Annotated in this window: 6 protein-coding genes and 2 pseudogenes; 6 read left to right on the plus strand and 2 right to left on the minus strand. The window is 72.4% G+C overall.

Annotation, left to right across the window (positions count from 1 at the left end):
* Positions 1 to 294: pseudogene (locus E2651_RS38280) on the plus strand (hypothetical protein); the annotation flags it as partial.
* A 14-nt stretch (positions 295 to 308) separates the two neighbouring features.
* Here E2651_RS38280 and E2651_RS38285 read toward each other — a convergent pair.
* A complete protein-coding gene (locus tag E2651_RS38285; protein ID WP_135335886.1) occupies positions 309 to 764 on the minus strand; it encodes a TerB family tellurite resistance protein in 456 nt (151 codons plus the stop codon).
* 95 nt (positions 765 to 859) lie between these two features.
* Here E2651_RS38285 and E2651_RS38290 point away from each other — a divergent pair, with 95 nt between their 5' ends.
* Positions 860 to 1,525 (plus strand): transcriptional regulator, encoded by a 666-nt coding sequence (locus E2651_RS38290; protein ID WP_135335887.1) that lies wholly within the window; start codon positions 860 to 862, stop codon positions 1,523 to 1,525.
* Between the two features lie 127 nt (positions 1,526 to 1,652).
* Positions 1,653 to 3,284 (plus strand): amidohydrolase, encoded by a 1,632-nt coding sequence (locus E2651_RS38295; RefSeq protein ID WP_245239475.1) that lies wholly within the window; start codon positions 1,653 to 1,655, stop codon positions 3,282 to 3,284.
* Here the strand turns inward: E2651_RS38295 and E2651_RS38300 are convergent.
* A complete protein-coding gene (locus E2651_RS38300; RefSeq protein ID WP_280922828.1) occupies positions 3,256 to 3,939 on the minus strand; it encodes a 4'-phosphopantetheinyl transferase superfamily protein in 684 nt (227 codons plus the stop codon). The two genes, E2651_RS38295 and E2651_RS38300, sit on opposite strands and share 29 nt — an antisense overlap.
* A gap of 170 nt (positions 3,940 to 4,109) precedes the next feature.
* Here E2651_RS38300 and E2651_RS38305 point away from each other — a divergent pair, with 170 nt between their 5' ends.
* The 3 genes and pseudogenes from E2651_RS38305 to E2651_RS38315 all read left to right on the plus strand — a co-directional run.
* Positions 4,110 to 4,736, plus strand: a complete 627-nt coding sequence (locus E2651_RS38305; protein WP_135335891.1) for a YigZ family protein — start codon at positions 4,110 to 4,112, stop codon at positions 4,734 to 4,736.
* Between the two features lie 74 nt (positions 4,737 to 4,810).
* On the plus strand, positions 4,811 to 7,189 hold the full coding sequence (locus E2651_RS38310) for an FHA domain-containing protein (protein WP_135335888.1): 2,379 nt from the start codon (positions 4,811 to 4,813) through the stop codon (positions 7,187 to 7,189).
* 18 nt (positions 7,190 to 7,207) lie between these two features.
* Positions 7,208 to 7,693 (plus strand): annotated as a pseudogene (locus E2651_RS38315) (hypothetical protein); the annotation flags it as partial.
* Between the last annotated feature and the right edge of the window lie 539 nt (positions 7,694 to 8,232).

Genomic DNA, 8,232 nt, shown 5'->3' on the forward strand with positions numbered 1-8,232 from the left:
GGGTCGGGATTCGGGTCGGGGTCCGGGTCGGGATTCGGGTCGGCGTCCGGTGCGGGCGTGACTCCCGCGCCGACGCTCGCGGGTCTGGCCGCGCCGGGGCCCGTGCCGCGCCGGGTCGCCGCGCTGCTCGCCCCCGCGCCCACCGCCCGGATCCGGCCCGCGATGTTCGCCGGGTTCACCGGCGTGGGGCTCGCGCTGTGGTGCGCCGCCGCGGGAACCGTCGTATCGGCGATGTCCTCGGCGAACTCCGCGGTCACGATGGTCCTGATCCTCCGGGCGGCCACGCCGCTGTGACCGGCCGGCCTCGCTCAGAGGTCGAACTCGTGCGGCGGCAGGTCGAGCGCGAAGCACGCCTCCCGCACGATGGCCTGCTCGGTCTTGTCGAAGTCGCCGTCGGCGCCGCCGATGACGATGCCGATCTGGATCACCGCGCGGGCCTCGGCGGGCTTCTTCTTCGCCTTGGCCACCTCCTGCAACACGCTGACCTTGCCGAACGCGAAGTCGGCCGTCAGCTTGGCGATGTTCTCGTCGAAGCGCCGCCGCAAGTCGTCGGCCGCGAAGTTCTGCAGCACCTCGTTGGTGACGATGAGCTGGGCCACGCGCTGCCGCTCGGACGGGTCGATGGAACCGTCGGCGGCCGCGACCAGGGCGCACATCGCCATGCTCGAGTCGCGGAAGGCGCCGCTCTTGAGGTCGTTCTTCTTCGCCGTCAGCTGGGTCTGCATCGTCGACGCGGATTCCTTGACGCGATCCCACAGGGCCATGAGAACTCCATACGTAGTCTTGAGCTGATTTCTACAGCAATGTAGAAACTAGCAGAGGTGCCGAGAAGTTCCGCCGAACCCCAGGAGGCCGGACCATGACGCGGACAGCACAGGAACTGCTCGATGCCGTACGGGCGCAGCTCGCACCGGACCCGTCGGCCAACCCGCTCGTGCCGAGGCTCGCCGACGGCACCGCGGACCGTTCCGCGATCACCGCTCTCGCTCTGGAGCAGCGCTCCGTGATCCCCGCCGACCGGCGCTCCTTCGCGCACCTGGCGGCGCGCTCGGCCGCCTCGGGCGCACCCGGGTGCGCGGACTTCTTCCGCGGACTCGCCGAAGGAGAGACGCTCGCCTCCGACCACCTCGGCGCGCTGGTCACGGCCTGCGGTGTGGACAAGGCCGACGCCGAGGCGTACGAGCCGCAGGCGGGCTGCCAGGCCTATCCGGCGTACGTTTCCTGGCTCGCCCTCAACGGCGAACCCGCCGACGTGGTCCTCGCCCTCACCGCCAACTTCGCCGCCTGGGGCGGCTATTGCGCCACCCTCGCCCAGGCCCTGCCGGTCCACTACGGCTTCAGCGACGAGGCGTGCGCGTTCTTCGCCTTCTTCGCCGAGCCCGCGCCCGACCTCGAGCGGCAGGCGCTCGTGGCGGTGCGGGAGGGCCTCGACCACGAGCCAGGGGTGACGACCGGGCAGGCCCTGCGTCACGGGAAGCTACTCCAGCGCTACGAGGCGATGTTCTGGGAGACGCTCGCCGCCTGACCGTCCTGGTGTGCCCCGACCTCGACCTCCCTCGACCTCCCTCGACCTCCCTCGACCTCCCTCGACCTCCTGGCGCGGAGCGTGTGTGATGGGGCAGGACAGGCGTGTGACGGAGGGGAACAACGGCATGGCGAAGGCAGTGGCGACGACGGTCTTTCTCGGGGCGGTCCGTACGGGGAGCGACAGCTACGGGGACGCCACGGCGCTCGCCGTGCGCGACGGTCGCGTCGTCGCGCTCGGGGACGAGGCCCGCGCGCTGGCCGAAGTGGCCGACGAGGTCGTCGAGTTGGGGGACGGGCTGCTGCTGCCCGCCTTCGGGGACGGCCACGCGCACCCGCTCTTCGGCGGTCTGGAGAGCTTCGGGCCGCAGATCAAGGACCTGACATCGGTCGACGCGATCGTCGCGGAGGTCGGCCGGTGGGCCGCCGAACACCCGCATGCGGAGTGGATCGTCGGCGCGTCCTACGACCCCGCGCTCGCCCCCGACGGCGAGTTCGACGCCCGCTGGCTCGACGCCGCCGTGCCCGAGCGGCCCGTCGTGCTGCGCGCCCACGACTACCACACGGTGTGGTGCAACACGGAGGCGCTGCGCCGGGCCGGGGTGAGCGACACGACCCCGGACCCGCGCCTGGGCTGGATAGTCCGGCGTCCCGACGGCACCCCGCTGGGCACCCTGCGCGAGTGGCACGCCTGCGACCTGGTGCTCGATCAGGTGCCCGCCCGTGACGAGGACGACCTGGTCGAAGCCGTGCGGCGCGCCGGACGGGCATACGCGCGCGCGGGCATCACCTGGGTCCAGGACGCCTGGGTCGAACCCGACATGGTGGACGCCTATCTCGCCGCGGCCCGGCGCGGCGCGCTCCACGTCCGTGTCGACCTGGCCCAGCGCGCCGACCCCGACCGCTGGCGCGAGCAGCGGGGGCCCTTCGACGTGGCACGCGCGCGGGTGGCCGCCGATGGTGGGCCGCTGCTGTCCGCGCGGACCGTCAAGTTCTTCAGCGACGGCGTCGTCGAGGGCGGTACGGCCGCCATGCTCGCCCCGTACCTGGACGCGCCGCACAGCTGCGGCATGCCCGTGTGGGAGCCGAAGCAACTCGCCGAAGCGGTACGGGAGTTCGACGCCGACGGCTTCCAGACGCACATCCACGCCATCGGGGACGCGGGCGTACGGGCCGCGCTCGACGCGGTGGAATCCGCGATCCGGGCCAACCCCGCCTGGGACCGGCGGCCCGTGATCACCCACGTCCAGGTCGTCGACCCGGCCGATCTGCCGCGCTTCGCCGCGCTCGGCGTCATCGCCAACTTCGAACCCCTGTGGGCGCAGCCCGACCCGCTGCAGACCGAGCTCTCGCTGCCCCGGATCGGCGTCGAACGCTCCGATCTGCAGTACCCGATGGGGCAGTTGGCGCGCGACGGAGTGCGGCTGTCCTTCGGCAGCGACTGGCCCGTCAGTTCGCACGAGCCCCTGGAAGGCATCCAAGTCGCCGTCACCAGGCGGACGTTCGACGGGGAGCCGCGCGAAGGCTGGACCCCGCACCAGCGGCTCACCGTCGAGCAGGCGCTGACGGCGGCCACCAGCGGAGTCGCCCACCAAGCGGGCGCCGACGACCGCCTCGCCCTGGAACCCGGCGCGCCCGCGGACCTGGTCCTGCTCTCCGCGGACCCGCGCACCGTCGACCCGATGGCGATCCGGCACGTACGGGTGCTCGGCACCTGGCTGGCCGGAGCGGCTACGTACCGGGCGGGGGAGGGGGAGTGACGGGCAGCACGATGGCGGTGACGGCGATCCCGTCGCGTATCAGCCAGCGCCCGGAGAATCCGGTGACCTCCTCGCCCGCGACCGTCGGCCCCGGCACGAGGAGCGCCGCGCTGAACGTGCCGTCCGGCGCGAAGTCCACCCGCGCGTCCTCGAAGCCGAGCCAGCGCCCGGTGAGCGGGAACCACGTCTTGTAGACGGACTCCTTGGCGCTGAACACGAGGCGGTCCCAGGGCACGCCCGGATGCCGCACGCCGAGATCCGCCAGGGCCGCGCGCTCCGTCTCGTCGGTGACCATCCTCAGTACGTCGGGATCGGAGAGCGGGGCGGCGGGCTCCGCGTCGATGCCGACCGATGTGATCTGCGCGGAGCGGGCCACCGCGGCGGCGCGGTAGCCAGCGCAGTGCGTCATGCTGCCGACGATGCCCTCGGGCCAGCCGGGCGCACCCTTGGGGCCGGGCAGGATCGGCACGGGCGGCACCCCAAGACCGGCGAGCGCGGCGCGGGCACACTGCCGCACGGTGGCGAACTCGCGGCGCCGCTTCTCGACGGCCTTCGCCACGACATCCGCCTCCTCGGGGAAGAGGAACGGATCCGCGGGGTCCTCGAGGGTCTCCACGACGGCGACCGGCGCCGCGGCGAGCAGCGACCCCAACACGTCGGTACCGCCGGGGACTTGAGGCATGCGCTGGGTAGATGACGTCACAACAGATCACCGTACCGGGGGCGCGGCTCGAACGGGAGCGCGATTCCCGGGCCGGGCGGCCACGAAGGGCGGCCACGGCAGCCGCGGTCGGCCCGTCCGGGGCGAGCGCCTACCCTGGCACGATGCAGGACGAGTACCGCACAGTGGCCCGCGAGGCCGTGCACGAGACCGAGATCAGCCACTCGCGCTTCCTGTGCGCGCTCGCGCCGGCGGCCACCGAGGCTCAGGCGCAGGCCTTCGTCGCGCGGATCCGCAAGGAGCACCCGTCGGCGTCCCACAACTGCTTCGCGTACGTCATCGGGGCCGACGCCGGGGTGCAGAAGGCCAGCGACGACGGGGAGCCGGGCGGCACGGCCGGTGTGCCCATGCTGCAGATGCTGCTGCGCCGCGACATGCGCTACGTGGTCGCCGTCGTGACCCGCTACTACGGCGGGGTCAAGCTCGGTGCCGGCGGGCTGATCAGGGCGTACGGCGGAGCGGTGGGCGAGGCCCTGGACGCGGTCGGCACGCTGACCCGCAGGCGCTTCCGGCTCGCCACCGTCACCGTCGACCACCAGCGGGCGGGCAAGATCCAGAACGATCTGCGCTCGGCGGGACGCGACGTGCGCGACGTGCGCTACGCGGACGCGGTGGCCATCGAGATCGGGCTTCCCGAGTCCGACGTCGAGTCCTTCCGGGCCTGGCTGGCGGACGCGACCGCGGGCAGCGCGTCGTTCGAGCTCGGGGGAGAGGCGTACGGGGACGCCTGAGGGGCGGTGGGGGGCGGTCCGGCTTCCTGGTCGCGCACAGGCGTGAACATGCCTGAATAGGTAGAATTCGGGGCATGGGAGAGCGGTCCGTCACGCCGACTGCGCCCGAACTCGTCCTTGAGACCGACACCGGCTCCACGGTGATGAGTCCGAGCCGCGACTATCACGTGGGCCGTGACCCGTTGAGCGACATCGTCCTCGACGACGCCCGCGTCTCGTGGCATCACGCCGTCCTGCACGCCGAGCTCGATCACTGGATGATCGAGGACGAGCACAGCACGAACGGCACGTACGCCGACGGGCAGCGCATCCATGAGTGGGGCGTCGGCCCCGGCAGTGTCATCCGCTTCGGCAACCTCGCCGACGGGCCGCGCGCGGTTCTCGTCGGCCGCGAGCGCCCCGCCCCCGCGGCTCCCGCCGCCCCCGAGCGGCCGTCCGCCGTCCGTACGCCGTCGGCCACCGGGACGTTCCGGCAGCCGACCACCGTGCGCCCGCTGCCCTCCCGCACCGTCCGCATCGGCCGCGGCCACGAGAACGACCTGGTCATCGACGACCTGGTCGTCTCGCGTCGGCACGCGGAACTGCGGGTCCTGCCGGACGCCACGTACGAGATCGTCGACCTCGGCAGCCACAACGGCACCTACCTCAACGGTCAGCCGGTCGCCCGCGCCCCGGTCGCCCAGGGCGACATCATCGGCGTGGGCCACAGCGCGTACTGCCTCATGGGCGACGAACTGCAGGAGTACGTCGACACCGGCGAGGTGTCGCTCGACGTACAGGAGCTGACGGTCGACGTCGACCGGGGCCGCAAGCGGCTGCTCGACAAGATCTCCTTCCCCGTCGGCGAGAAGTGCCTGCTCGCCGTCGTCGGCCCCAGCGGCGCGGGGAAGTCCACGCTGCTCAACGCCCTCACCGGCCTGCGCCCCGCCGACGACGGCACCGTCCTCTACGACGGCCGCGACCTCTACCGCGACTTCGCCGAGCTCCGTCAGCGCATCGGTCTGGTGCCGCAGGACGACATCCTGCACGCCCAGCTCACCGTGCACCGGGCCCTCGGCTACGCCGCCGAACTGCGCTTCCCGCAGGACACGGAGAAGGCGGAACGCCGGGCCAGGGTCGACGAGGTCATCCGCGAGCTGGGCCTCGAGCAGCGCGTCGACCAGCCCATCCACAGTCTTTCCGGCGGACAGCGCAAGCGCGTGAGCGTCGCCCTGGAACTCCTCACCAAGCCGTCGCTGCTCTTCCTCGACGAGCCGACGTCGGGACTCGACCCCGGCATGGACCGTTCGGTGATGCACATGCTGCGCGGCCTCGCCGACGACGGCCGTACCGTCGTCGTCGTCACGCACAGCGTGCTCAGCCTCGATGTGTGCGACCGGCTCCTGGTGCTCGCGGCGGGCGGCCGGATCGCCTACTACGGACCGCCCCGTGACTCGCTGCCGTTCTTCGGCTTCGAGGAGTGGCCGGAGGCGTTCGAGGCCTTCGAGGGGGACCGCGACCGCGACTGGGCAGGCGACTACCGGAGATCGCCGTTCCACCGGCAATACATCATCAACTCCTCCGCGCAGCCGTATCAGGCACAGGCGCAGGCGGGCGGCGCTGCGTCCCCGGCCGTCTCCTTCGCGCCGCCGCCGAAGGCGCAGAGCTGGGGTTCTCAACTGCGCACGCTGGTGCGGCGCTACGCCGCCGCGCTCGGCGCCGACCGGACCTTCCTCGCGATCATGATCGCGCTGCCGTTCGTGATGGGCGCGATGGCCCGCGCGCTGGCCGGCGGCAAGCTGACGCAGGAAACGGCGATGAACGCGCTGCTGATTCTCTGTGTGGGCGGAGTCCTGACCGGTGCGGCCAACGCCGTACGGGAACTGGTCAAGGAGCGTGTCATCTACCGGCGCGAACGGGCCGTCGGGCTCTCCAGATCGGCGTACCTGATGTCCAAGGTCGTCGTGCTCGGCACGATCACCGTGCTGCAGTCCGTCGTGCTGACCCTGGTCGCCCTGCTCGGCGTCGACCTCAACGCACCAGGCGGCGAAGGCGTGTTGATGTCACCCCTTGTCGAGATCACGCTTGCCGTCGCCCTGTTGTCGTTCACGGCCATGATGCTGGGGCTCCTCGTCTCGGCGATGGTGCGCAAGGAGGAGGTGACGATGCCGCTGCTCGTCCTCCTCGCCATCGTCCAAGTCGTGTTCTGCGGGGCCCTCCTGAAGCTGCACGGCGTGCCCGGGATCGAGCAGCTGGCGTGGCTCGTGCCGTCGCGCTGGGCGCTCGGCGCGATGGCGGGCACGATCGGCCTGGGCAGGATCGTGCCGGGGGACCTGACGGGCGATCCGCTGTTCCGGCACTCCACGAGCATCTGGCTGATCAACATGGGGATGCTGGTCGTCCTCTCCGTCGTCTTCGGATGCGTGGTCGCCAGGCTGCTGCGCCGGCACGAACCCGCAGTCATGCGGAAGTAGGCAGGAGGAGTACACCTGATGACCACCCCCGTGGACTTCCGCCCCACCCACGTCGTCCCCCAGGACGGGCTTTCCGCCTGGGAGACACCGGACGTGAACCGGCCCACGACCCCGCTCGACGCGCTCCTTCCGGTGCAGTTGGTCGACCGGCTCGGCGACTGGGGGCAGGTCGTCTGCGCCAACGGCTGGTCGGCCTGGGTCGACGGCCGCCTCCTCGTCGCCGTCCCGCGCGACCCGCCCGCCGCGAGCCACACCCTGACCCGCACGGCGGACCCGCGTCCACTGCTCGCACGGGCCGAGGACGCGCTGGGCCGCTACCGGCGCGCGGCGGAGGAACTGGCGGGCGGCTCCGGCGACGGCGAGACCTTCCGGCGCAGAACGCACGGCCTGCGCGTGGGCATGGTCGTCGACGGCGAATCGGTCTGGCTGTACGACGCCGAGCACGAACGCTGGGTGTACTGCGACGGCACACGCCTGAGCACGTTCGCCGCGGAGGGCGGACCGAGCGTCCACGGATCGGCGGCGGGGGGATCGCAGGCGAGGGGCGCAGTGGCGGGAGGCCCGCCGACGGAGGGCCCGGGGCCGATGCGTGTGGTTGGGTCCGCACAGCCGGACGATCCTCCGGCGCAGCCCCGGCACACCCCGCCCGCGAACGGCGCTGCGACCGGTCCGGTTTCGGCGGTGCCGGGGGCGGGTGCGGCGCATGGCCTGCGCGGAGAAGCCCTGGAGGGCCACCCGGTGGATGGTGCTGCGGCGGGTCTGGAGCCTACGCGGGTGATTGGGGCCGTGCCGGATGTGGGAGCGGCGCAGAGCCCGCACGGAGAAGCCCTGCACGGTCTGCCGGTGGGTGGTGCCGCAGTGGGTCCGGGTGCGGAGCCGACGCAGGTGGTTGAGGCCGTGTCGGGGGCGGGTGCGGCGCATGGCCTGCGCGGAGAAGCCCTGCACGGTCTGCCGGTGGGTGGTGCTGCGGCGGGTCTGGAGCCTACGCGGGTGGTTGGGGGCGTGCCGGAGGCGGGGCAGGCTCATGCCTCGCGCGGCGATGC

This window comes from Streptomyces sp. MZ04 (assembly GCF_004684775.1).
Classification (GTDB): domain Bacteria; phylum Actinomycetota; class Actinomycetes; order Streptomycetales; family Streptomycetaceae; genus Streptomyces.

Bases quoted from the DNA above. Each gene is read 5' to 3' on its own strand.
- E2651_RS38285 (WP_135335886.1), bottom strand. From the start codon at position 764: ATGGCCCTGTGGGATCGCGTCAAGGAATCCGCGTCGACGATGCAGACC.
- E2651_RS38305 (WP_135335891.1), top strand. From the start codon at position 4,110: ATGCAGGACGAGTACCGCACAGTGGCCCGCGAGGCCGTGCACGAGACC.
- E2651_RS38290 (WP_135335887.1), top strand. From the start codon at position 860: ATGACGCGGACAGCACAGGAACTGCTCGATGCCGTACGGGCGCAGCTC.
- E2651_RS38295 (WP_245239475.1), top strand. From the start codon at position 1,653: ATGGCGAAGGCAGTGGCGACGACGGTCTTTCTCGGGGCGGTCCGTACG.
- E2651_RS38310 (WP_135335888.1), top strand. From the start codon at position 4,811: ATGGGAGAGCGGTCCGTCACGCCGACTGCGCCCGAACTCGTCCTTGAG.